At 57.0% G+C, this 23,277-nt stretch carries 16 protein-coding genes; 12 read left to right on the top strand and 4 right to left on the bottom strand.

The genetic code is table 11. The annotated features are described in order from the left end of the window. Positions 1-43 precede the first annotated feature (43 nt). The gene (locus KBB36_RS15445) at positions 44-2,098 is read left to right on the top strand and encodes a hypothetical protein (protein ID WP_290982774.1); all 2,055 of its coding nucleotides are present in this window, start codon (positions 44-46) and stop codon (positions 2,096-2,098) included. Positions 2,099-2,131: 33 nt separating this feature from the next. Here the strand turns inward: KBB36_RS15445 and pgmG are convergent, their stop codons facing one another. Together pgmG and KBB36_RS15435 are read right to left on the bottom strand one after the other, a co-directional pair. Then, a complete protein-coding gene (gene pgmG, locus KBB36_RS15440; RefSeq protein WP_290982771.1) occupies positions 2,132-3,544 on the bottom strand; it encodes a phosphoglucomutase/phosphomannomutase PgmG in 1,413 nt (470 codons plus the stop codon). 9 nt (positions 3,545-3,553) lie between these two features. After that, complete coding sequence (locus KBB36_RS15435) at positions 3,554-4,477, bottom strand: glycosyltransferase family 2 protein (protein WP_290982768.1); 924 nt, start codon at positions 4,475-4,477, stop codon at positions 3,554-3,556. Between the two features lie 269 nt (positions 4,478-4,746). Between KBB36_RS15435 and KBB36_RS15430 the strand changes: the two genes are divergently transcribed. The 3 genes from KBB36_RS15430 to KBB36_RS15420 are packed head-to-tail and all read left to right on the top strand — an operon-like array spanning position 4,747 to position 9,175. Next, positions 4,747-5,568 (top strand): ABC transporter permease, encoded by an 822-nt coding sequence (locus tag KBB36_RS15430; RefSeq protein ID WP_290982766.1) that lies wholly within the window; start codon positions 4,747-4,749, stop codon positions 5,566-5,568. Next, positions 5,568-6,854: an ABC transporter ATP-binding protein gene (locus KBB36_RS15425; RefSeq protein ID WP_290982763.1), complete on the top strand. Its 1,287-nt coding sequence runs from the start codon at positions 5,568-5,570 to the stop codon at positions 6,852-6,854. The genes KBB36_RS15430 and KBB36_RS15425 overlap by 1 nt, the downstream gene beginning before the upstream one ends. Next, the gene (locus KBB36_RS15420) at positions 6,851-9,175 is read left to right on the top strand and encodes a sulfotransferase (RefSeq protein ID WP_290982760.1); all 2,325 of its coding nucleotides are present in this window, start codon (positions 6,851-6,853) and stop codon (positions 9,173-9,175) included. Before KBB36_RS15425 ends, KBB36_RS15420 begins: the two co-directional genes overlap by 4 nt. Before the next feature lie 4 nt (positions 9,176-9,179). On the opposite strand, the gene KBB36_RS15415 is transcribed toward KBB36_RS15420, so the two are convergent. Continuing rightward, positions 9,180-10,646 (bottom strand): mannose-1-phosphate guanylyltransferase/mannose-6-phosphate isomerase, encoded by a 1,467-nt coding sequence (locus KBB36_RS15415; RefSeq protein WP_290982758.1) that lies wholly within the window; start codon positions 10,644-10,646, stop codon positions 9,180-9,182. A 158-nt stretch (positions 10,647-10,804) separates the two neighbouring features. Here KBB36_RS15415 and gmd point away from each other — a divergent pair, with 158 nt between their 5' ends. The 4 genes from gmd (at position 10,805) to KBB36_RS15395 (ending at position 17,302) form a co-directional block, all read left to right on the top strand. After that, positions 10,805-11,848 (top strand): GDP-mannose 4,6-dehydratase, encoded by a 1,044-nt coding sequence (gene gmd / locus KBB36_RS15410; protein WP_290982797.1) that lies wholly within the window; start codon positions 10,805-10,807, stop codon positions 11,846-11,848. A gap of 55 nt (positions 11,849-11,903) precedes the next feature. Continuing rightward, positions 11,904-12,881: a GDP-mannose 4,6-dehydratase gene (locus KBB36_RS15405; protein WP_290982755.1), complete on the top strand. Its 978-nt coding sequence runs from the start codon at positions 11,904-11,906 to the stop codon at positions 12,879-12,881. A 63-nt stretch (positions 12,882-12,944) separates the two neighbouring features. Beyond that, positions 12,945-15,662: a hypothetical protein gene (locus tag KBB36_RS15400; protein ID WP_290982752.1), complete on the top strand. Its 2,718-nt coding sequence runs from the start codon at positions 12,945-12,947 to the stop codon at positions 15,660-15,662. After that, the gene (locus KBB36_RS15395) at positions 15,659-17,302 is read left to right on the top strand and encodes a glycosyltransferase family 1 protein (RefSeq protein WP_290982749.1); all 1,644 of its coding nucleotides are present in this window, start codon (positions 15,659-15,661) and stop codon (positions 17,300-17,302) included. Before KBB36_RS15400 ends, KBB36_RS15395 begins: the two co-directional genes overlap by 4 nt. Positions 17,303-17,326: 24 nt before the next feature. On the opposite strand, the gene KBB36_RS15390 is transcribed toward KBB36_RS15395, so the two are convergent. Next, entirely contained in the window at positions 17,327-18,658 is a 1,332-nt protein-coding gene (locus tag KBB36_RS15390) for a sulfotransferase domain-containing protein (RefSeq protein ID WP_290982746.1), read from the bottom strand. A gap of 553 nt (positions 18,659-19,211) precedes the next feature. Between KBB36_RS15390 and KBB36_RS15385 the strand changes: the two genes are divergently transcribed. The 4 genes from KBB36_RS15385 to KBB36_RS15370 all read left to right on the top strand — a co-directional run. Next, positions 19,212-20,114 (top strand): thiamine pyrophosphate-dependent dehydrogenase E1 component subunit alpha, encoded by a 903-nt coding sequence (locus KBB36_RS15385; protein WP_290982743.1) that lies wholly within the window; start codon positions 19,212-19,214, stop codon positions 20,112-20,114. Continuing rightward, the gene (locus KBB36_RS15380; RefSeq protein ID WP_290982740.1) at positions 20,101-21,159 is read left to right on the top strand and encodes a transketolase C-terminal domain-containing protein; all 1,059 of its coding nucleotides are present in this window, start codon (positions 20,101-20,103) and stop codon (positions 21,157-21,159) included. Before KBB36_RS15385 ends, KBB36_RS15380 begins: the two co-directional genes overlap by 14 nt. A 26-nt stretch (positions 21,160-21,185) precedes the next feature. Continuing rightward, on the top strand, positions 21,186-22,352 hold the full coding sequence (locus tag KBB36_RS15375; protein ID WP_290982736.1) for a DegT/DnrJ/EryC1/StrS aminotransferase family protein: 1,167 nt from the start codon (positions 21,186-21,188) through the stop codon (positions 22,350-22,352). 17 nt (positions 22,353-22,369) lie between these two features. Then, positions 22,370-23,277, top strand: a 908-nt coding sequence (locus KBB36_RS15370) for an NAD(P)-dependent oxidoreductase (RefSeq protein WP_290982731.1), incomplete at its 3' end; no start/stop codon positions are given.

Here is a 23,277-nt window from a genome sequence, read left to right as displayed (position 1 = left end):
CCAAGCACTGCATCGTTTTGTTTGAGCGGGATCGGGCGGTACGGTGGCCCGCCTTATTTCTCTGTTGTTTTTCGAATGTGATCGATATAATTTTCTAACTGTATCTGAAATTTCTATTTTTTTCTCTAATTGCCGTGAGCGGGGGGTTTATTTGTTTCTGCTTGGTAATATTTTTGCATTATTGCTGGTGATGGCTGTTTGTCATATCTGCGGCATTTTTCTTTTTAAGGTTTTTTGTCGTGCGAATGCGCTGGAGAATTATACAAAATATTTCTCCCCAATACTTGGGGCTGCCTTTCTTATAGTTTATCTGAGTATTTGTTTTAGGGTGCAAAAATATATCCCCGTTGATATTTTTTATTTACATGCCTCATTTCTGGCATTGATGATGTTGTATCTTTGGCGCAAAGGGTCGCTCCGGCAATATATTTCAACTGAATTTCATGTGTCTGCGCTGTTTTTTGTAGTTGTATCCTTTACTGTTTTCGCGCCGATTTATCGTTACGGATTATTTGTTCCGGCCGGCGGCGACGCCTATATGTATACAACTGTGGCACAAGCTGCTTTCAGAGCGCCATTTTTTGCCCCGATTTTGCTACCAGCAGGCGGCGGATTTGAATTCTATCCGAATTTGGCTTTGGTGCGGAGCTGGCAGAATCTGGATAGTAAACTTGGCGCCATGTTTCTCCTCACCTTCTTTATGAAGATACTGAGGATTGAGTGGTCGTATGAAGCCTATCCTGTGGTTTATGCCTTCGGCCTGGCAGCAGGGTGTTATGCTTTGGTCGGTGCTATCCGTCTGGTCACAAATACGCGCGCCGGCATGGTGCCATACTTGGTCGGCATTGCCGCCGGCCTGACCGCCAACGGCTTCAGCTGGGGCGCGGTAATGGGGTTTTACCCGCAGACATTCGGCGTTCCCCTGGCCCTGGTTACATTGCTGCTCGGCATTGTCCTGCTCCGTGCTGCTTTGCAAACAGATCTCGGATCAGGTGCGATTGCGGCCCAGGCCATGCTGCCCGCGATTACAATCTCGGCCCTGGTTTATTCCTATAGCGAGATTCTCTATCCGGTGGGCTTTGTTGGCCTTGTTGTGGCAGTAGCTGAAATGCTTCGGCCGGCCAATCGAACGCCGCAATCCCTGCGCCGGGCGGGCATATTTTTAGCCGCTTTCCTGTTGTTCCTGGTTTTGCTGGCCAATTTTGAATTGTACCGCATGCTCAAGTTAATGGGCTTGCTGCTGTCGTGGGCACAAACGAGCTATGCTGTTGGTTGGCCGTTCCCCTGGGAACATTGGGAATTCCTGGCCTTTACGATCGGCATGCGGCCCCAATTTGAAGATTTTATTACGCGGTATTTCGGCGTCACATTCGCAAATTTCACTGAACTCAGAATGATTCTGGCTGGGTTGAGCGCGGTGTTCGGTGGCGTGCTGATATATGCTTTGGCACGCCAGCGGCATTTGCTGCGGCAGCCGGCATTCCTGATACTGCTGGTATTTCCGCTGCTTTGCCTGTTCGTGCTGTTGCCATATTTCCGCTATGCTGTTCCTTCGCCGTGGCCAATAGGTCAGGGGCAAAGCTTCCTTCAGATGCGGGCCGCTACATGGTCTTCGCTATTCTGCTACGGCCTGATCGGCATTGCATTGCTGTCGATTGCTGCTGCCGGGCCAGTGCGGCGTTTCGCAGTGCTGGCCTTTTTGCTGGTGTGGATCGCTGCTGGGGCCGCATTCCACTTTGATTTTGCCAATGTGACCAACCGCGGCTTGATCAAGGAAACGGATGGCGGCGGCTTTGCCCGCCTGCTCCAGGTCAGGGCATATCTGAAGCCGATTCCAGCCAACGAACCAATCTTTCTCGATTTACCGTATTTCTCGGCAACAGAAGCGTATCTGCGTTATGTGCTGTGGGATCGGCAGCTTGTTGGCTATTGGAGAAATGCTGTGGTCAGCAATGATCTGGCGTTTTTTTGTCAGGCCAAATGGACCTTGCGCTATGCCAAACCTGAGGATGGCGCTGGGGCCGGCGTCGCGCAGCGTGTTGATAGTTTGCTTGTGCTGCTGCCACATGGGCCGAAGGAATGCCTTGCCAAGCCGTGAAAGGCAGCGCCGGCGTTGGTCCGTTGCTGCGTTTCAGGCATGTGGTGCCGAAGGGCTGCTTTCCATGGTGAAGCCACATTCAGCAAGATAAGCGGTGAGGCTGGTCATCAAGCGTTCCAGGCCAGCTTCATCGGCGGCTTCGGCTCGTGCCACCACAATTGGCTGCGTGTTTGAAGCGCGCAGCAACCACCAGCCGTCAGGCTGCTGTACACGTACCCCATCAATATCGATGAAGCTTATGCCGTCGCGTGCCAAGCGCTCGCGCAGATCACGCACCAGGGAGAATTTGCGCTCCTCACCGCATTCCAGCCGAATTTCAGGCGTGTTGCAGAGCTGTGGCAGGCTGGCCCGCATTGCCTTGGCGCCGCCGGGCGTGGCCGTGGCAATATTGAGGAAGCGCAAAGCGACGTAGAGCGCATCATCAAAGCCGTAATAGCCATCGGCCATAAAAATATGGGCGCTCATCTCGCCAGCTAGCGGGCTTTTTTCCTCAAGCATTTTGCTTTTGATCGGCGCATGGCCGGTTTTCCACATCACCGGGCGCCCGCCATGGCGGGCCACGTCATCGAACAGCGCCTGGCTCGATTTCACATCGGCGATGATGGGGGCGCCGGGATGGCGCAGCAACACGTCGCGTGCCAGCAGCGCCAGCATCTGGTCGCCCCAGATGATGCTGCCGTCGCTGTCGATAATGCCGATGCGGTCGCCATCGCCATCAAAGGCCAGGCCGATATCGCAACCTTGTTCTCGCACCAATGCCTGCAACTGGCGCAGGTTGTCCGGGATGGTCGGATCCGGGTGATGGCTGGGAAAGGTGCCGTCTATGGTGGCGTTGATCAAATGGTGCCGGCCTGGCAAGCGGGCAGCCAAAGCCGCTGCGGCTTCGCCGGCCGCGCCATTGCCGGGATCCCAGGCAATGGCCGGATTCCCGGTCAATCGGGCATCCGCCAGCATACGGTCAATATAGGCACCGAATACTGGGATGTTTTCCTGATTGCCCCTGCCGCCTGCCGCCAAGCTATAGGCTGCGGCGGCTATCCGGCCGATTTCCTGGATGCCGTCGCCATAGAAGGTCCTGCGCCCCAGCATGAACTTGAAACCGTTATGGTCGGCCGGGTTATGCGAACCGGTCACCATCACGCCGGCATCGGCGCCAAGATGGTATACCGAGAAATACAGCATCGGCGTCGGGCCGCGCCCAATCGCCAACACTTTCAGGCCAACATCGCGAAAGCCGTCACAAAGTGCTTCAGCAAGCATGGGCGAAGTCAGGCGGCCATCATAGCCCACGGCCACGCTGCGCCCGCCGGTTTTGGCGATGATGGTGCCATAGGCGCGGCCGATGGCCCGGGCATCATCGGCAAACAAGGTTTCGCCGACGATGCCGCGGATATCGTATTCGCGCAGGATATACGGGTTGAAGCGGTGGGCGGGAAAATTCGCCATGGCTTGCCCCTATTCAGCCGGCCCGAAGCCTTCAGTATCCTTGATGATGTAACGTGGCCGGCCGCGCACATCCTTGTAAATGCGCACAACGTAAAGGCCGACGGTGCTGATGCCGAGAACCAGGATCGACCACAGCAGCAGGCCAAGACCGACCAGGAATGCCGTGCCAAAACCGGTCATGTTGGTAAAGACATAACCCAGCAACGAACCCAGCAGCAGGCCGAAGGACAGCAAGGCAGCCGCGACGCCCACCATGCCGAAGACATAGATCGGCATGTTGGAGAAGGACGTGATGCCGCCCAGCAGGGCGCGCCAAGGGTTGCGGCTGAAAAGCGGGAAATGTGTCGAACCGCTATGCCGGGCCTCCCGGATATAGGGCACAAAGGTCTGCTTGTAGCCGATCCAGATCACCAGGCCGCGCAGATAGGGATCATGTTCCGTCAGCGTGATCAGGCGTTGAACCACGACCCGGTCAAGCAGTTTGTAATCGCCGCAATCCACCGGCAGCTTGATGTTGCTGCCAAGCTGGATGGCACGATAGGCCATCCGGGTGATGAACATCTTGATCGGATTTTCACCTAGCCGGCGTTCGCGCAAAGTGTGTACCACCTGCGCCCCATTCCGCCATTCGCGCAACAGCTCCGGGATCAATTCCGGCGGGTCTTGCAGATCGCAATCCAGGTAGATAACGGCATCACCGCGCGCGGTTTCCATGCCGGCCAGCACGCATTCCGAAACGCCGAACCGGCGCGCCATATTAACGATTTTGATCCGATGATCGGCAGCATTGAGGTTGCGCAGCACTTCCAGCGAGCGGTCACTGGAATCATCGTTAACAAAGATGATTTCCAATCTTTCCGGCTCTTTGGCAAACACAGCGGTCAGCCGTTTGACCAAATGCGGGATATTGTCCTGTTCATTACGGAAAGACACGACAACCGAGATCAGTTTCGTCGTTGCCTTTTGATCGGAGCTGTTGTCAGTCGTCATGTCTAGTTGGTTTCCATACTGCCTGGCCCTTATCTGAATTGGGGCCGATGATAGCAAATCCAGGGAATAACTACCTTCGCGGCCATAATGTGCAAGACTCATGCACGAAATATTGTCGCAAATCTCCAGGAGAGATTTTATGAAGGCTGGACATTCTGGCAATTATATAATAATTACAATTAGATGCTGGCTTTGCCCGGTATTTATGCGTATTGCTTTGCGCTAATTCTGCAAAAGTTGGGCTGCCTTTCCAGATGCCTTTCCGTCGTCATGTCCGCTTCCTGCTCGATAGGGTGGTCCTGCAACTCCGCCACCGTTATGTTCAGTCGCTGGCGGGGCATTTTTGGGCCTTCATCCACCCGCTCATCCTGGTTGGCATCTTTTGGCTGGTTTTTTCGCGGGTAATGCCGACCCGGATTGCGGTTGGTGGTTCGCAGCAGGGTTATGTTTACTTCCTGATCAGCGGATTTTTTGCCTGGCAATGTATCAGCGAAACCATATCCACCGGCTGTACAACATTGCGTGGCAATGCCGATATCATCCGCCGGCTGCCCATTCCGGTGCCGCTGTTTTTCATTGAAGCCGTGCTGATAGCGGCTACCGGCCTGATCGTGAGCATGCCGCTGGTTCTGATTGTGGTGGCCGCGGCAGGTTTGGGGCCGTCGCTCACCTGGCTCCTGGTGCTGCCGACGCTGCTGCTGCTGCTGCTGCTGGCCACCGCGCTGGGGATGGTGCTGGGATTGGTGAATGTGTTCTTCCGTGATGTCGAACTGTTCCTGCCGGCTTTGCTGCAACTGCTGCTATGGACCGCGCCAATTGTTTATCCGCCCGAGGCGATTGGCGAAGCTTATCGCTGGTTGCTTGCGCTGAATCCATTCTCGTCTGGTATTATTCTGCTGCGTGAGCAGATTCTGTATGCCGCACCAGGCAGCTTATCGCATTGGTTGGTTGGTGCGGGCTGGTGCTTGGTGCTATTGTCGTTGGCAGGCATGCTATACTATCGCGTGCGAGACGATTTGCGGGATAATCTGTGATGCTCGCGCACCAAGACAGCGCTGAAGCGCAGGCTGTGCCAGATATGTCGGCGCTGATCGATTTGCAGCGAGTGACCAAGCAGTATCGCATCTATAACCGCCCGGTTGAGCGGCTGCGCGACATTCTGTTTCCCGGTAGCCCGCGCTATGGCCATACAGTTACTGCGCTGAGCGACGTATCGCTTGCCGTGCATCCGGGCGAATGCCTGGGGCTGATTGGCGCTAACGGCTCTGGCAAAAGCAGTTTGCTAAAACTGATTGTCGGCACCTCCAGGCCAACCCAGGGCAAGGTGGCGGTGCGTGGCAATGTGCTGGCAATGCTTGAACTCGGGTCTGGCCTCAATCCCGACCTTACCGGCAGGGCCAATATCCATGCCATGGCAACAATGCTTGGTTTTCCGCCAGGTTATTCCGCATCTCGCGAAGCGGATATTGTCGGCTTCAGTGGATTGAACGATTTCATCGATATGCCGGTGCGCAAGTATTCTTCCGGCATGGTGTTGCGTCTCGGCTTCTCGTTGTATTCCTTCCTTGAACCGAAAGTTCTCATCATTGATGAGGCGCTGGCGGTTGGTGATGCCGATTTCCAATTAAAGTGCTTCCGGCGCATTGAGGAATTGACCAACCATCAGGAGCGCGCCGCTATCCTGGTCTCGCACGACATGAATGCCATCAATCGCTTTTGCGACCGTGTCATATGGCTGGAAAAAGGCCGTGTCATGGCCAGTGGCGAACCTGAGGAAGTGACGCGGCAATATATCATGTCGAGTACGCGCAGCGCTGCTGTGGTGGAAGCGCCCAAAAAGACCGCTGTTTCGCAATTCCTGCCCTTGTCTCCAGCCGCCATCATCTATGAGTCACCGATTTGCGCCATTTCTGAAGTGCGCATTGAAGATGGTGATGGCAACCCGCTTCCAACCCTGCAACAGGGGCAGCGGTTCTGCATCGCCTATAGCGTAGATTTTGGCCAGGATATGGCGGCGCCGGTTTTTGGTATCCGGGTTGTTAACAAACGCGGCGATGTGGTGATCTCGACCAATTCGCTGCTCGAACGTCTGCCGGTTGGCAGCCAAAGTGCGGGTAGCCGGGCGGAATTGTCTTGGCCGATCCGTGCCGGGCTGCTGCCCGGTGACTATTTCATCTCTTGCGGCGTATCTCGCGCCGATGCACTGCATGATTTTGCCGCCCGCTATATTGATGCCTTTCCATTCCACATCCATGGCGATGCTGCGACGGCAGGTTATTTTCTGCTTGATGGCCCCCCTGGTTTTAGGGTGCGGGAATGATCGGCAAGCGTGGCCGCGGGCTGATATTTCTACTCGGGCTGCCGCGCGCAGGCACAACTTTACTGGCCGAATTGATCGGCAACGATCCAGAAATATCTGCCCCGCCGGAACCTTGGGTTATGTTTGCCGCCTTGGCGGCGGGTGGTGTTGATCCTCGCCACCCGGCTGGTTCGCAATCGATCGGCATGGCCCTGCGGCAATTTCTCGGCGAAGCCCAGCTAGAGACCATGCGGCGTGTTTTTGCGATTGAGGCCTATAACACCTGGCTGCGCCAGGAAAAGCGACCGTATTTTCTCGACAAGACGCCGCGCTATTACCAGATTGCTGACCGCATCGCGGAATTACTGCCTGATGCGCGCTTTGTCTTGCTCAGGCGCAATCCGCTGGATATCGCTCTCTCGCATCGGGATAGCTGGGGCATTGATTATAAGATCCTGCTTGAAACAATGCCCGATGACCCGGCTCTGTTCGATCTTGTGCAGGGGCCAGAAAAGCTTGAAGCCTTTTTGTCGCGGTATCGGGCACGCACTCATGTGCTGCAATATGAGGCGTTGGTTGATGATCCGGTAGCGGAATTGACCAAGATGTTTGCTGCACTAGGCCTGCCCCGGCAACGTGAAGAGATAATCGGCCGGCTTGAATTGCGCCATCGCCTGCGTGTGGCACAGGATATGGGCGACCGCAAGATATTGGCGACCAAGGCCGTACATAATCGCTCCAAGGATGGTTGGCGCAAATTGCCGGATGCCGAGATTGCTGCGCTCACCGGTCTGTTTGGTGCAGATGTGCTGGAAGCTTCTGGTTATGGCGCGGTGATTGATTTTGCCAGGCAGCGATCGATCGCTTTGCCGCCAATGCAGGATACAATTACCTTGCGGCAGAAGGTTGACGATTTGCTTTCGGCTCGATGCTCGGATATGGCGCGGAGTAATGGCATCGGGCTGCCAATATCCTCAGGGGAGCAGCAGGATATCGGCTTCATTCTTTCGGCCAGTCCGGCTTATGTGGAATCCGGTATGCGCGGCCGCTTGCAGCACTTGCTGGCAGATCGCACGCAGCAGATTGCCACAATATCCAGCCTGAATGTTCGCCTGGCCCAGCTTGCGACAGATCATGACCTGCAGAGCAAAGCTGTCGCTAAACTTGAAGCGCAATTGCTAGAATCAGAGGCGGATCGTGCTGCGCGTGGGAAGGCTCAAGTCAAGCTGGAGCGGCAATTGCTTGAGGCCGAGGCCGACCGGGCGGCACGTGGCGCGGCGGTGACACGGCTGGAACGGCAATTGCTTGAGGCCGAGGCGGATCGGGCGGCGCGTGGCGCGGCGGTGACACGGCTGGAGCAGCAATTGCTTGAGGCCGAGGCGGATCGGGCGGCACGTGGCGCGGCGGTGACACGGCTGGAGCAGCAATTGCTTGAAGCCGAGGCGGATCGGGCGGCACGTGGCGCGGCGGTGACACGGCTGGAGCGGCAATTGGTTGAAGCCGAGGCGGATCGGGCGGCACGCGGTGAGGCGGTGACATTGCTAGAGCGGCAATTGCTTGAGGCCGAGGCCGACCGGGCGGCACGCGGCGCGGCGGTGACACGGCTGGAGCGGCAATTGCTTGAGGCCGAGGCGGATCGTGCGGCGCGGGGTGAGGCAGTGGCATTGCTGGAGCGGCAATTGCGCGAGGCTGAAGCTGATCGTGCGGCGCGGGGTGAGGCGGTGGCGTTGCTGGAGCATCAATTGCTTGAGGCAGAGGCTGACCGTGCGGCACGCGGTGAGGCAGTGGCATTGCTGGAGCAGCAATTGCGCGAGGCCGAAGCTGATCGTGCGGCGCGCGGCGAATCGCTGGTGGTGCTGGAGCGGCAATTGCTTGAGGCTGAGGCTGATCGTGCGGCCCGTGGCGAGGCAGTGGCATTGCTGGAGCGGCAATTGCGCGAGGCTGAAGCTGATCGTGCGGCGCGCGGCGAATCGCTGGTGGTGCTGGAGCGGCAATTGCTTGAGGCCGAGGCTGATCGTGCGGCCCGTGGCGAGGCAGTGGCATTGCTGGAGGGGCAATTGCGCGAGGCTGAAGCTGATCGTGCGGCGCGCGGCAAATCGCTGGTGGTGCTGGAGCGGCAATTGCTTGAGGCTGAGGCCGACCGTGCAGCGCGGGGTGCGGCGCTGACCCTGCTGGAGCAGCAATTAGTTGAATGTGAACAAGATCGCAGTTTGCGGGGCAAAAATCTCGAAACTCTCCAGGCCTTGCTGCTTGAGGCCGAGGCTGATCGGAGAGCGCGTGGGGAAGCTGTTGAGCAATTAACGCAATGGCTTAAAGCGGCGCGTGGTGAAACCGAGACATAGGAACTCAAACGCGGCCAAATTTGTCCTCAAAGCGCACGATATCATCTTCGCCAAGGTAGCTGCCTGATTGCACCTCGATCAGTGAGAGCGGCAGTTGCCCCGGGTTTTCCAGGCGGTGTTTGGTGCCGAGCGGAATGAAGGTGGCCTGATTCTCGCTGAGCAGGAAGGTCTCTTCGCCGCGGGTGATGCGCGCTGTGCCGCTGACGACAACCCAGTGTTCGGCGCGATGATGATGTAATTGCAAGGACAGGCTTGCGCCTGGATTGACCTGCAATAATTTCACCTGATAGCGCTCGCCGGCATCGATGCGGCGAAAGCTGCCCCAGGGGCGATAAACAGTAAGGTTCTGCTCTGCTTCGGGGCGCCCTGCCTGTTTCAGTTTATCAACCACCTGCCGCAAATCCTGCGCCCGTTCACGCGGGGCAACCAGAACCGCATCTTCTGTTGCCACAACCAGCATGTCGGAAACGCCAAGCGTGGCAAGCAGCGGCCCGTCGCTACGCAGGTAGGAACGCTGGCTATCGAGGGCAAAAACCGGCCCGCGCAACACATTGTCAGCAGCATCATGCGCGCCAATGTCCCACAATGCTGCCCAGGTGCCGACATCGTTCCAGCCGACATTGAGCGGGAACATGGCGGCTTTGTCGGTTTTCTCCATCACCGCCGTATCGATTGCATCGACCGGGCAGGCCGCAAAGGCATTGGCATCAATGCGGGTGAAGTCAAGATCGGCGCGCCAGCCCTGCATGGCCTGTTCTGCGGCATTGGCGATATCGGGGCGCAACCGCTTCAATTCGCCCATGAAATGCCGTGCCGAAAACAGGAAGATACCGCTATTCCAGAAGTAATCGCCTGAGGCAATAAAGCTGGCTGCCTGATCACGCTGCGGTTTTTCGGTAAACCGGGTGACACTCCGTGCAGCACTGGTCTGCCCGGCAATGACCGCGCCGGCCTGGATATAGCCATAGCCGGTTTCCGGCCCGGAAGGCTGAATGCCGAATACCACCAATTTACCACTGCGCGCGGTTGGTATGGCGGCCTCGATGACAGCGCGCAGTTGCGCTGGATCGCGTACGACATGGTCTGCCGGGGCCAGCAGCAATAGTGGATCCTGGGCTGGATCGGGATATTCGTGCAAGGCGGCCAGAGCAGCCAGGGCAGCGGCAGGGGCAGTGCCACGCGGCACGGGCTCCAACAGGATTTTCGCTACCGGCACACCGGCATCATGGGCCTGCCCGGCGACAATGAAACGGCTATCCTCGCTGCAAACAAACCAGGGGGCCAAGAAGGCATCGCCGGCAAGACGGAGGGCTGTGTCCTGCAACATGGATTTTTCGCCATCCAGTGGCAGGAATTGCTTGGGCAGGGCATTACGCGACAAGGGCCAAAGCCGCGTGCCTGAACCACCGCAAAGAATGACAGGAATGACTTTCGCCAAATCGTGCTGAGGGTCGGAAAGAAGCAGTGCCATCGACGGATATTACTTCTGTTCTTTATGGTGATTTTACTGACGTTGCTGTGCTGACGGTAAAAACTGCGGCAAACTATGATTTATGGACAGGTGAAAATCAATGTGTTATTGACCCAGCCGCGAAAACTTATCCAACTCTACTTGGCAGACCCTCCCGTATGGCGCAACAGAAAATAGCTCTGATAACCGGCATTACTGGCCAGGATGGTGCGTATCTTGCTGAATTATTGCTGAACAAAGGATATGTGGTGCATGGCGTAAAACGCCGTTCCGCTTCCTTCAACACGGGCCGGATCGAGCATCTTTACCGCGACCCTCATGAGCCAAGCGCGAAGCTGTTCCTGCATTATGGCGACATGACCGATGCCACCAACCTAATTCGCATAATACAGGACGTTCGCCCGGACGAGATATACAACTTGGCGGCGCAAAGTCACGTCCAGGTCAGTTTTGAAACCCCGGAATATACTGCCAATGCCGATGGCATCGGCACGTTACGTCTGCTTGAAGCGATCCGCATCCTCGGTTTGCAGAAGTCGGTGCGGTTTTATCAGGCCTCGACCTCGGAATTGTATGGCAATGCCAAGCCACCGCAGAGCGAGACCACGCCCTTCGAGCCGCGCAGCCCCTATGCAGCAGCCAAACTCTATTCCTACTGGATCACGCGGAATTACCGCGATGCCTATGGCATGTATGCGTGCAACGGCATTCTGTTCAACCATGAAGGCCCGACCCGGGGTGAAACCTTTGTTACCCGCAAGATAACCCGTGCCGTAGCAGCCATTGTTCGTGGCGAACAGGACCGGGTGTTTCTGGGCAACCTGAATTCCAAGCGTGATTGGGGGCATGCCCGCGATTATGTTGAGGGTATGTGGCTTATGTTGCAGCAGGATCGTCCTGACGATTATGTGCTGGCCACCGGCGAAGCCCATAGTGTGCGTGAATTCGTTGAACTGGCTTTTGCCGAAGCCGGCATCGAAATCGCCTGGCAAGGCGAGGGCGTGGCTGAGCGCGGCATTGATGCCAAATCTGGCAAGGTGTTGGTGGAGATTGACGAGCGCTATTTCCGCCCGACAGAAGTCGATTTTCTGCTTGGCAATCCCGAAAAAGCCCGCAATGTGCTGGGCTGGGTGCCGAAAACCACATTCCGTCAGCTTGTAGCAGAGATGGTGGCGGCTGATCTTAAGCAGGGTGCTGCGTGACAAGCCCCCGCCATCTGATGCGAACGGATCAACAGCAGCCCTATCGGCCCGCGCCATGCACTCTGCCATCTCAGCCCGCCGGGCGCTGATCTTCGGCATTTCAGGTCAGGATGGCGCCTATCTGGCGGCATTTCTGGTGCGGCATGGTTATACTGTATTCGGCGTATCGCGTGGCTCGAATGAGAATAGTCGGGAAAACCTGCGCCAGGTGGCGCCGGATTTGGCCGGCGCCGTGCAGTTTCTGACTGCCAGCCTGGATGATCTGCCGTCGCTGGTTGCGCTGATCGAGAAGGTGCAGCCGGATGAAATTTATCATCTGGCAGCCCAAAGCTCTGTCGGCCTGTCCTTTGAACAGCCGAGAGCCACATTTGCCAGCATTATCGGCACCACGCAAAACCTGCTTGATGCGATCCTGCTGACCAAGGCGCCGATCCGCTTCTATAATGCCAGTTCTGGCGAATGCTTCGGCGCCCGTGACGCCCTTTCCGATGAAACCACGCCGTTTTATCCGCGCAGCCCCTATGCCATAGCCAAGGCGGCGGCGCATTGGCTGGTGGCTAGCTACCGAGAGGGCCGTGGCCTGCATGCAAGCTCCGGTATTCTGTTTAATCATGAATCGCCATTGCGCTCCCCGCGCTATGTCACCAAGAAAGTGATACATGGCGCATTGCGCATAGCCAGCGGCGCGGGCGAGCGGCTGCAACTTGGCAATCTTGATATTTCGCGCGATTGGGGCTGGGCCCCGGAATATGTCGAAGCGATGTGGCTGATGCTTCAGCATGAGCCGGGCGACTATGTGATTGCCACTGGCGAGAGCAACTCGCTGCGTGATTTTGTCGCTTATTGCTTCGAGGCTGTGGGGTTGGACTGGACCCGCCATGTCGATATCGAAGCCACCTTGCTGCGCCCGAACGAAATACCCTTCAGCGGTGGAAACCCGGCCAAAGCCGAGCGTGTTCTGGGCTGGAAGGCGCATAGCCGCATGCGTCAGGTAATTGACAAAATGATCGCGGCCGAACGTGCAGCGATGTGATGTCAGTAGATAAAATGCTTGTGCCGTTCTGCCTGCCGGTACGGTGAAATAAGGATAGAAGCAATGTGGTCCGAGCATAAAACAAAATTAATCGCGGCCGCGCTGCTGATATTTTCCTTTGCCTTGGTGATCGCTGATTTCTGGGGCGTGCGATTCACCACCAATGATGATGCGCGCATTGCCAACTGGGCCGTCAATAATGGTCACACGGCATTGGGTTTGGCGCGTGGCCAGGGACGCATCTATTTTTTCTATCACTTCCCGATAATTTTGTTCATTGCCGGTTTCTGGCAATCGGTGATTTACGACATCCTGCAATATGGTTCATACCTGCTGGCGCTGGTTGGTGTGGTTGCGGTGCTGGCGGTATATACGTCATGGCGCTACGCGCTTTTCTTCGCGCTTGTTTATGTTGCAACGCTGGTAGGCACCTGGGACCACACCCTGATGACCAGCGTGCCGCTGTATCATTTTGTGGTCATCATCAACATGGCCGTGAATCTGCTGCTGCTGGCGGCATACCGGCGGGATGGGCGGATCATCTGGCTGCTGCTGTTTTTTCCGCTCCATGCCTTGTCGATCTTTGGTCAGGAATATCAGGTCATCATCGCCAGCGGCATCAGTATCATTTCGCTGTTCTCGCGGCATGAAAACTGGCAGGGCGTGGCGCAATGGTCGCGCCGTCGCTGGCATTTGGCTGCGGCCATCATCGTGGTGGGCCTGGCTTACACTGCCGCCGCCATTGCTTGGCGCATGACATATGGCAATTCCTATGATGGCGCCGAGGTTACGGTTGGTGGTTTTAATCTGCGGCAATTCATCGGCGTCTTGCTGCATTGGAGCGTTAGCGGCAATGTGCTCTATCATTGGCTCCACCCCTATTCAGTCTGGATGGTGTTGAGCGACGCCACCCAAGGCTACAAAATCAGCTTCGCGCTGCCGGCTATTCTGTCCACCCTTACTGGCTGGGATTTGCTGAAAGCAGCAGCCCTCGGCGGTGCCGGGTATCTTACATTCACTATCGCCAGTGAGCGCCGGTTGAGTGGTCTGGGTGTGCTGGCCATGCTTGTTGTGGCCGGCATCATCATGTATGCGCCAACTTTCCTGCTGGCATTAACGCCCAAATACCAGGGCTGGTATGGCCAGGGCGTGATCGCTTACACCTACACATCGTTGTCAAATGTCGGTTTCATGCTGGCCATTGCCGTGCTGTTCGGAGCCGTGGAGCAGCGCCTGGGTATTCTGCCGCTGCGTTGGATCGCAAGGGCTTGCTTTGTGTTTGGATTGGCCGCTGCCGCGATAACGGGCGCACATCACAATCACATCGTTGCCCGCGCCATGAAGGAAGGCGGCGCGCGTTGGGCGGCGCTTGATATGACGATGAAAACCCCGATCAAGGAAGAGTTGCGCGGCAGCTTGGTGATCGGCACGCGCATGTCCGACTATTACTGGGCTATTCCAGGCCGCGAGGATTACTGGAAGGATTTCATCACCGGCACCTACAAGCTTGATCTCGAATTTCGCCGCCGCATGGATCCTAATCTGATCTCGGATCAGAAGCGGTCGCTCTTCTATTTCGACTACGCCTATCTGCCCGATGCAGATGAAAGTGTGGCGATTGTGAATCGTGCCAATTATGAAAATGGCAGGCTTTACAGCAGCGACACCCGGCTGCTTTCAAAGCGCCCGCTTGTCGCCGCCCTGAACTACACGACACGGGATGGCGGACAACACCGCATCCTGCTGGCGTCGCGCCCCTTCGAGCGCGTGAATGGATTATATCTCTATCCGCTCGGTAATATTCAGGCTGATGTCGGCACCATCCGGGTTGATGAACAGGTAATGTGGGCGCCGCCGAAAATTCTTGAAGGCGAAGTCTATCGACTGGGTACCGAATTACGGTTTGGCGAAGAGGGGCGTGGCCGCCTTTACATGGCCGGTGGCTGGTCTGGTGTTGAGAAGCAGCATACCTGGGCAATCGGGCCGCAAAGCGGGCTGCGCTTCCTGGCAGCCCAATCTTCAAGCTGTGATTTGAAGGTTACGATGAGCGCCTGGGGTTTCTATGTGGCAGACAAAATGCCGCGCCCGCTCCTGACGATCAGCGTGAATGGCAAGCCGCTTTGGGCTGAGGAAGTGACCACAGAGCGGGAGATTTCCTTCATGATCCCCAGGCGGGAATGGCGTGCCGGTCAGTGGGTGGACATGCGTTTCGATCACGCCTTTGCCCGCGTGCCGCGTGATCTTGGCGCCAGTCCGGATACCCGCGCCCTGGCTATTGGACTGCGCAGCCTGAAAATTCAGGGATGCGAGGCGACAGGTGAGAGCATCGGTCTGTCCAATGGCTATGAGTTTGGCGAACTGATCAATTTTGCCATAGGCGGTAATGCGCAAGCCTATCAGCAATCCGGCTGGGGCACGCCGGAGGTTCAGCATACCTGGATGCTGGGCAGCGAGAGCCTGATGCAGCTTCCCTTGTCAAAACGGCCAGCCTGTGATCTTCGTCTCAAACTGCGCGCGGTGCCTTTCTATGTTGAAGGCAAGATGCCTTACCCAAGGCTTGAAGTGGTTGCCAATGGAGAGACAATTGGCAATGCCCGCATCCAAGGCGATCAGGAGCTTGTATTGCCGCTGTCCCGGGCAATAGTTGAGCGTCGCTCAACGCTGGAATTGCAGTTTCTGCATCCGGATTTCAAAACCCCACAGGAAGTGCTGGGCAGTACAGATACACGGCCTTTGTCGGTTGGGGTCAAATCACTCCAATTGGAGCAAGTCTGCCCATGATGTCGCAGGAGGCTGAATTGATGCCGTCGCGCCGGCAACAGCCAGAATTTGTTCTGCTGGTGGATTGCCTGCCGATGTTGCCCGGCGGTGAAAATGGCGGCGCGAAATGGGCCGCTATTGGCATCATTGAAAGCCTCCTTGCTGTGCGGCCGACATGGCGGATCATTGTGTTGGCTGCGGCCAGCGTTGCGGATGAATTGCGCCGCGCGTTGCCAGGTGCAGAGATCATGGTTGCCCTGGATAGCGGTGGCTTGAATATTGGCAGCCTGCGCCTGCCGCGCCTGCATGACGGACAGCGCGTGCAAGCCATTCTTTGCCCGTTTGTTGGTCCCCAGGTGGTGCATCCCGAGATTCCGATCCTTTCCATCGTTTACGACATCCAGTTTCACTATTATCCGACCTTCTTCTCGGTTGATGATTTGGCAACGCGAGCCCGCAACATCGTGGCCGCAATTGGTCAGAGTGATCGAATCATCTGTGCTGCACAGGCCAGCCGCGATAGCCTGCTGGAAGTCTATTCCGTGCCTTCCGACAAGCTGGCGGTGATACCCCTGCGCATGGCTGATCGGCTGCCCGTTGCTGGGGATGGCGCCAACCTGCTGAAAACCCTGGGCCTGAAGCCGCAAGGTTATCTGCTTTATCCGGCAAATTCCTGGCTGCACAAGAACCATGCCATGCTGCTCACCGCTTATGCGCTTTATCGGCGCAATGCCGGTGATGCGGCATTGAAACTGGTTTGCACCGGCATGGGCAACCGGCGCGAAGATGACATGATCCGCGACGCGATTGATGCCATGGGCTTGCGCGATCAGGTGGTGCTGCCCGGCTTTGCCAGCGAGGCAGAACTGGCTCAACTTCTGGATAACGCCCTGGCGATGATTTTCCCTTCGCTGTTTGAAGGCTTCGGCATGCCGGTTCTGGAGGCTATGCAGCGTGGTGTTCCTGTGCTTTGCGGGAAAGTGCCGTCGCTGCTCGAACTGGCTGGCGATACTGCGTATTATTTCGATAATCGTATCCCGTCTTCCATTGCAGAAGCGATTATGACCGTGCAGCGTGATCCGGCGTTGCGTGCGGACCTGATCCGTCGCGGCAGCTTGCGGGCCGCGCCCTATACAGATCGCCAAGCCATGGGCGAGGCCTTTGCCCTGGCGCTGAATGAGATGGCGCAGCAGCGTAATCTGCTCGGCGGCGCTGGAGCAGCAGTTCTTGTGCCATTTAATGAAACCATCCGGGCTGATGCCGGCGCACTATTCCATAATCTGCTTGGTGATGGCTGGGCGGTTCCGGAACAGGAAGCGGTTTGGAGCTTGGGTGAGCGCAGCTCGCTGTTCCTGTCGACGCAGACGGCGACCAGTGCGCGTCTGTTGTTGTCGCTGGAATTCTCTCCATTCCATAACCCGCAGGCTGATGGCCAACGACTTGCCTTATATGTCAATCGGCAACTTCTGCTGGAAACTGTTATACGTCAGCATATGACGGTAACGGTTGCAGTGCCGGCGGCAATCTGGAATGCCGGCCTGCCCACAGAAGTGGTGCTGCTGCATCCGGATTGCGAGTCGCCGAGCAATCTTGGCGATAGTCCGGATGAGCGGTCATTGTCGTTGCGCCTGCATGCCATCCGGATTGATCAGGTCGATTGAGCCGGCCGTTTCTGGTCCCTGGCCTCAAGCTGCAAGCAGTGGCAGCGTTGCGGCAAAAGCGTCAACCTCGCGGGCAATGAATTTGTTTGGGATATGCGCGTATGAGCAGCCGGCGCTGAATTTGTAGCGGCCTGGCGGCACGGGATGGGGCAAATTCCATGTCACGCGAATATGGCTGGCTTCCGGATAGGATTGCGGCGTGTGGTCAAATGCCAGCGAGTTGCGCCCGAAAACCAAGCCATCACGCGGATCAGTAACGCGGCAGCCGAAGATCACGGGTTGATCTATCGGGCCGAGTTTTACGACATAGGAATATATTAGTCGCTTGCTGCCATTTTCGTCGCGGCGCGCCTCCATCCAGGCGCCGAGAATTTCGCCCAAGCCGGTTTTCAGGCTCAGCATTTGCGGGTGCATTTCGCGTGGTGCTGCCATGGCGCGGGTTATATCTGCCGCGCTGGCCGCATTGCACTCGAACGTGGCCGGCGGGCTTGCCGGCAGCAGACTTTGCACCAGCGCATCCTCGCGCGCCAATGCTCCGTCAGAAGCGGCGGTCGGGTAACCGAGCCAATGCCATTGCGCAGCCAGGGCCTTGCCCACCCGTTCGAGCGTTTGCGGCGATAACTTGCGCTCTCCGTCACCCGGATGGCCTTGGCGAATATGCTCAGACTGGTTTTCTGCCGCTGGCAGCCGATCATGCCGCGCAGCGATATCATTGATCACCGCATCGGATACGCCAAGCTCAAGAAAATTGGCAATATCGGCGATCCAGTCGCGTTTACGGTAGATCACATCCTCATAGCGGTAGAGGCGGATATTGGCATGCCGAAGCACACCGAGCATTGCCTCAAGTTCGGCATTCAGGTCGCGTACAATATTTGCAGCAAAGCGGTCGATTGACAGGCCGGACACGGCAGAGCGTTGCGCGAGAAACCAGTCGCGATAACTGCCCTCGCCTGGCTCAACATGGCTGTAGCGCATGGAGAAATACATTGAAACCAGCATGTCGCGTGGATCGCGCAGCAGCAGCAGGGCCTTGCGCTGCCGGAGCAACTCGGCGGAAATAAACGGCGGGACATGGCGGAAACCGGAAAAGCAGAAGCCGGGCGAGAGGAAGGTGTCTGCCGTATCCAGTTCCACCTCCTCATCCCGCACGCCAATTTCAAACAACCTTACCGTGGGGGTGAAGTTGACGATGCCGGCCGCTGCTGACAAGTCAAACAGAATAGCCTCAAGCAGCGAACTGCCTGCTTTGGGCAGGGCAAAAGCGTAGAAACTTTGTATGTCTTCGCGTTCGGGCCAGGGTGCTTCGAACAAAACCTCTTCGGTTTCACGACGCAGAAAACGGGATGGCCACATTTCCAAAAAACCTTAGTCAGTCGTTATATGCCCTTGTGGTTGTAACTTTTAGTGGGCGGTGGGGCTTTATTCAACTTAATTGATTCTCAAAATTAATTTATTGTCGAACGTACAGAGAGTTCTCAGATATAAAATACAATTTTTGTTATTTTATTTATCATTTATATCTATTTAAAGTTATCTGAATGGTGAGCTTGTTAATCCCGCCTGTTTGGCGGTGTGCATGGTGGTGGAAGAAAAAGCTAAAGTTAACATTGCGCAACTAATGCGCGCTTAGGGCTGCTCAATAATATCCGCTTGATTTATAATCCTACATTGTCTTATCAGGCCGCTTAACAGCGATCAGCATAGAGCTTGCGGGATGACACTAGACCGACTATCAACTCAGGACTTTTTTTGCATTTGGCGCTGAAACTTCAGCGATAAGGCATGCCAGGATTTGCGGGGGTAAATTATCGGTATGGCACAAGCAACAGGGCCGCAGGCGGCGGGGACCAAGGCGGTCGGTAGTAAGGGGCAGGAAGCGCTGGCGGGTCTCTACCATAAGCTCCGCTTGATTCGCCGGGTCGAAGAAGAGACGGCGCGCATCTATCCCACCGATAAAATCAAGAGTCCGGTACATCTGGCGATAGGCCAGGAAGCCACGTCAGCGGCCGTATGCGATGTGTTGCGGCCGGATGATGTCGTTTCCGGCACCTATCGCAGCCATGCGGTGTATCTGGCCAAGGGCGGCAGCACTGCTGCCATGATGGCTGAAATGTATGGCAAGGATACCGGCTGCTGCCGCGGCAAGGGCGGCTCGATGCACATCATTTCCCCCGAAGCCAATGTGTTGGGTTCTTCCGCCGTGGTTGGCACCAATATCCCGATTGCCACCGGCGCCGCGCTCAAGCTGAAGCGCGAGGGCGGTGATCGGGTTTGTGCGGTTTTCTTTGGTGACGGCGCCACCGAAGAGGGCTGCTTCTATGAAAGCCTCAATTTTGCGGCCCTGCATCGCCTGCCGGTGATCTTTATCTGTGAAAATAACGGCTTCGCTATTCACGAGCCGCTGTCCAAGCGGTGGGCGAGTGAAGATATCTGCGGCCGTGTTGCGGCTTTTGGTATGCCGGTGCATCGCATTCCGGATGGTGATGTGCTGGCAATGCGTGAGGCTGCTGCTGAAGCCGTGGCCCGGGCCCGGCGCGGTGAAGGGCCGAGCTTCATAGAATGCAAGCTCTACCGGTGGCGTGAACATGTCGGCCCGGCCGAGGATTTTGACCAGGGCTATCGCGCCAAGACTGAAGCCGAACCCTGGATGAAAAACGATCAGGTGGCCCGGATCGGCGCGCTATTGCCCGAAGCCGAGCGCGCCGAGATCGATGCCTTGATCGAAGCTGAAATCGTTGCGGCAATCGAATTCGCTGAAACCTCGCCATTCCCGGCCGCAGAAGAGCTGTATGCCAATGTCTACGCCTGATCGTCTGCTTCGTTATGTCGATGCGCTTGCTGAAGGCGTAGCGCAAGAGATGGAACGCGACCCTTCGGTTTTTGTGATGGGTCTGGATGTTGATGATCACAAGGCGATCCAGGGTTCGACGCGCGGTCTGTTGCAGCGTTTCGGTGCTGATCGGGTGTTCACCACCCCGCTCTCCGAAGATGCCATGACCGGCGTGGCGATTGGTGCTGCGATGTCCGGCATGCGGCCGATCCATGTGCATATCCGCATGGACTTCCTGTTGCTCGGCATGAACCAGCTCGTCAACATGGCGGCCAAGTCGCATTACATGTATGGCGGTGCCGTGAAAGTGCCGCTGGTGGTACGCTGCATGATCGGCAAATCCTGGGGGCAGGGTGCGCAGCATAGCCAGGGCCTGCATTCGATGTTCATGCATGTGCCTGGCCTCAAGGTGGTGGCGCCAAGCAATGCGCATGACGCCAAGGGCTGCCTGATTGCAGCGATCCGCGATGACAATCCGGTAATCTTCATGGAGCACCGGCTGCTCTACGGCCTGGAAGCCTATGTGCCGGAAGAATCCTACACCGTTGAACTGGGCAAGGGTCGTGTTGTCACCAAGGGCGACGACATCACCATTGTCGGTATCTCGAACATGCTGGTGGAATGTCTGCGTGCCCGTGAGTTGCTTGCCGAGCAGGGCATTCATGCCGAGGTGATCGACCCGATCACGTTGTCACCGCTTGATAGCGAGACAATCCTTGCCTCGGTGGCGCGTACCGGCAAGCTGCTGGTGGTGGATAATGGCTGGACCATGTGTGGTGCCAGCGCGGAAATTCTCGCTCGTGTGGCCGAAAGCCGGGCTACCCGCGGGGCGCTGGTGCAGCGTATGGGCTTTGCGCCCACCACCTGCCCGACATCGCCGCCGCTGGAGCAGCTTTTCTACCCCAACCCAGCCACCATCGCCGCCGCTGTTCACGCCCTGGTGCGTCCGGATGCCGATGCCTGGAGCCCGTCGCCTGAGCAAGCCAAGCTGGCGTATCAGGCACAGTTCCGCGGCCCCTTCTAAGCAAAGCTGACATAGAAAGTATACCGATGTTCTACGATCTGGCGGCATCCTCCTGGGGGCCTGAAGAAATCGAAGCGATGCAGCGTGTTATCGCTGGTGGCTTTTTCACCATGGGCGAAAACGTCAAGGCGCTGGAGCGTGAATTCGCAGACTATTTCGGCATGAAATATGGCGTGATGGTCAATTCCGGCTCGTCGGCCAATCTGGTGTCCACTGCGGCGCTGTTCTACAAGCGCGAGCGCCCGTTGCAGCGCGGCGACGAAGTGATCGTGCCGGCAATTTCCTGGGCCACCACCTATCACCCGCTCCAGCAATATGGCCTCAAGCTGCGCTTCATCGATGTTGACCTGCAAACCCTCAACATGGATGTGAGCAAGCTCGAACAGGCGCTTACACCGCGCACGCGGGCGATTGTGGCGGTCAGTATTCTCGGCAATCCGGCGGCGATGGATGTGTTGCGCAGCTTCGCCGATCAGCATGGTCTCTACCTGCTGGAAGACAATTGTGAATCGATGGATGCCGAACTGGGCGGTCGCAAGACCGGCACCTTTGGCCATCTCAACACTTTCAGCTTCTTCTTCTCGCATCATATCTCCACCATGGAAGGTGGCATGATCCTGACCGATGATGAGGAACTGGCGCATCTCTGCCGCTCGATCCGTGCGCATGGCTGGACCCGCGACCTGCCGCCGGATACCAAAATTTACGACCGCAAGGGCAGCGATTTCTACGAAGCCTACCGCTTCATCCTGCCCGGCTATAATGTGCGGCCGCTTGAGCTTTCCGGCGCCATTGGTCGCGAGCAGATCAAGAAATTGCCGGCAATGACCGAACAGCGCCGCAAGAACTGGGCATTGTTCCAGGAACTGTTCGGCAAGGATGAGCGCTTCATCATCCAGAAGGAAAACGGCAAGAGCTCGGCCTTTTCCTTCACGCTGATCCTGAACCCGGAGCGCAACGTGGACCGGGATCGTGTATTTGGCGCCCTGCGCGATGCCGATATCGGCTACCGCATCATCACTGGCGGCAATTTCCTGCGCCATGACGTGATGAAGTATTACGATTATGAGATTGTTGGCGATGTGAAGAATGCCGATCTGGCGCATGACCACGGCTTTTTCGTCGGCAACCATCCCCAGGACCTGACTGCCCAGCTCGAGCGGCTGCGCAGTGTGCTGCACAACATCGTTTGATATCGGAGAGGCGTATCATGGCCACCCGCAAGGCTTCCGTTCTCGTTACCGGCGGTGCCGGTTATCTCGGCTCGATCATGGTGCCGGAGCTGCTGAATGCCGGCTACCGTGTCACGGTGCTGGACAATTTCATGTTCAAGCAGGATCCGCTGAACCATGTCTGCACCCATCCGGATTTTGATGTGGTGCGTGGCGATGCCCGTGATGAGGCGGTGCTGAAGCCGCTGATCAAGGATGTTGACTACGTCATTCCACTGGCCGCCCTGGTCGGTGCGCCGCTATGTAACAATGACAAGATCGGCGCCACCAGCCTGAATCGTGATGCAATCATCACCCTGACCAAGCTGCTGTCCAAGGAGCAGCGGATCCTGACCCCGATCACCAATTCCGGCTATGGCGTTGGCGAGAAGGGCAAGTTCTGCACCGAGGAAACCCCGATGCGGCCGATCTCGCTTTACGGCACCACCAAGGTGGAAGCCGAACAAGCGGTGATGGAGCGCGGCAACGCGATCAGCTTCCGCCTCGCCACGGTGTTCGGCATGGCGCCGCGCATGCGGCTCGACCTGCTGGTGAATGATTTTGTCTATCGTGCGGTTTTTGACCGTGCAGTTGTGCTGTTCGAGCCGCATTTCAAGCGCAACTACATCCATGTGCGCGATGTAACCCGCGCCTTCCTGCATGGCATGGCCAATTTCGAAACGATGCGCGACAATGCCTATAATGTCGGCCTGTCTGACGCCAATCTTTCGAAAATGGAGTTGTGCGAGCGGATCAAGCAGCATCTGCCCGCTTTTGTCTTCCCCGAAGCCCCCGTGGGCGAGGACCCGGACAAGCGCGACTACATTGTGTCGAACGCGAAGCTGGAGGCTACCGGGTTCATGCCGGCCCATAGCCTGGATATGGGCATTCAGGAGCTGATCAAGGG

The sequence above is a fragment of the Ferrovibrio sp. genome (assembly GCF_017994015.1).
Classification (GTDB): domain Bacteria; phylum Pseudomonadota; class Alphaproteobacteria; order Ferrovibrionales; family Ferrovibrionaceae; genus Ferrovibrio.
Note: the sequence above shows the minus strand (reverse complement) of the source record. Positions and strands in the feature narration are given on the sequence as shown.

What these genes read in the sequence shown, in the direction of transcription:
- KBB36_RS15420 (WP_290982760.1), top strand. Translation starts at nt 6,851, where the DNA reads ATGATCGGCAAGCGTGGCCGCGGGCTGATATTTCTACTCGGGCTGCCG.
- gmd (WP_290982797.1), top strand. Translation starts at nt 10,805, where the DNA reads ATGGCGCAACAGAAAATAGCTCTGATAACCGGCATTACTGGCCAGGAT.
- KBB36_RS15415 (WP_290982758.1), bottom strand. Translation starts at nt 10,646, where the DNA reads ATGGCACTGCTTCTTTCCGACCCTCAGCACGATTTGGCGAAAGTCATT.
- KBB36_RS15400 (WP_290982752.1), top strand. Translation starts at nt 12,945, where the DNA reads ATGTGGTCCGAGCATAAAACAAAATTAATCGCGGCCGCGCTGCTGATA.
- pgmG (WP_290982771.1), bottom strand. Translation starts at nt 3,544, where the DNA reads ATGGCGAATTTTCCCGCCCACCGCTTCAACCCGTATATCCTGCGCGAA.
- KBB36_RS15405 (WP_290982755.1), top strand. Translation starts at nt 11,904, where the DNA reads ATGCACTCTGCCATCTCAGCCCGCCGGGCGCTGATCTTCGGCATTTCA.
- KBB36_RS15380 (WP_290982740.1), top strand. Translation starts at nt 20,101, where the DNA reads ATGTCTACGCCTGATCGTCTGCTTCGTTATGTCGATGCGCTTGCTGAA.
- KBB36_RS15425 (WP_290982763.1), top strand. Translation starts at nt 5,568, where the DNA reads ATGCTCGCGCACCAAGACAGCGCTGAAGCGCAGGCTGTGCCAGATATG.
- KBB36_RS15375 (WP_290982736.1), top strand. Translation starts at nt 21,186, where the DNA reads ATGTTCTACGATCTGGCGGCATCCTCCTGGGGGCCTGAAGAAATCGAA.
- KBB36_RS15395 (WP_290982749.1), top strand. Translation starts at nt 15,659, where the DNA reads ATGATGTCGCAGGAGGCTGAATTGATGCCGTCGCGCCGGCAACAGCCA.
- KBB36_RS15390 (WP_290982746.1), bottom strand. Translation starts at nt 18,658, where the DNA reads ATGTGGCCATCCCGTTTTCTGCGTCGTGAAACCGAAGAGGTTTTGTTC.